The organism is Clostridium sp. AM42-4 (assembly GCF_003480105.1).
Lineage (GTDB): Bacteria > Bacillota > Clostridia > Lachnospirales > Lachnospiraceae > Brotaphodocola.
On sequence record NZ_QUIK01000044.1, the window covers coordinates 1 to 649 of the forward strand.

The window sequence follows — 649 nt, forward strand, 5'->3', positions numbered from 1 at the left end:
CAGGCTGCAATGTCAATAAAGGATCCATCTTCCCTGGTAAACCGTTCCGAATAGCTTCTTTCTTCATATCCGGCAAAATCCATGATAATTTCTTTTTGCAGATACTCCGTAATCTCATTAGCCAGAGACTCATCCGTGCTGTATTCACAGTCCGTCTTTCCTTCTGCATCCAGTACAATGATACCATCCACCCAGAGAGTCTGCAGGTTTTCCTTCAGGAAATCCCGGCTTAGCTGACCGCCGTTTTCTATTTCCATTTTAATATTTGTACTCATCTGTCTGGCACTTTCAATGGCACGGAGGAGGCTTTTTGATTCCGAAGATTCATTAAAATGGGTGTAGGTGGAGCACTGCACTTTCACATAGTTTACAATCTCCACCATTCTTTTCTCTGCTTCCGCTTTTTCTGCGTGGAAGAAATAAAACAGAGAGGCTACAGCCACACAGACTCCAATCAGACCGCCGAACAGCTGGATTCGTTTTTCTTTTTTCTTTCTCTTAATATCCACGATCATCCACCTCCAGATACTTCTGGGGATCATCCAGATATTTTTCAATGATTTTCAGGGATGTGCCATCCTGACGCATTTCTTCCAGTGTCTGGCTCATCTGCTCACAGATTCCTCTGTCATCATCTTTTGCAAAAGCG

1 pseudogene is annotated in these 649 nt (G+C 43.6%); it reads right to left on the reverse strand.

Going from position 1 to position 649, the window contains the following annotated elements:
- Window positions 1–515, reverse strand: a pseudogene (locus DW922_RS17185) (hybrid sensor histidine kinase/response regulator); the annotation flags it as partial.
- Between the last annotated feature and the right edge of the window lie 134 nt (window positions 516–649).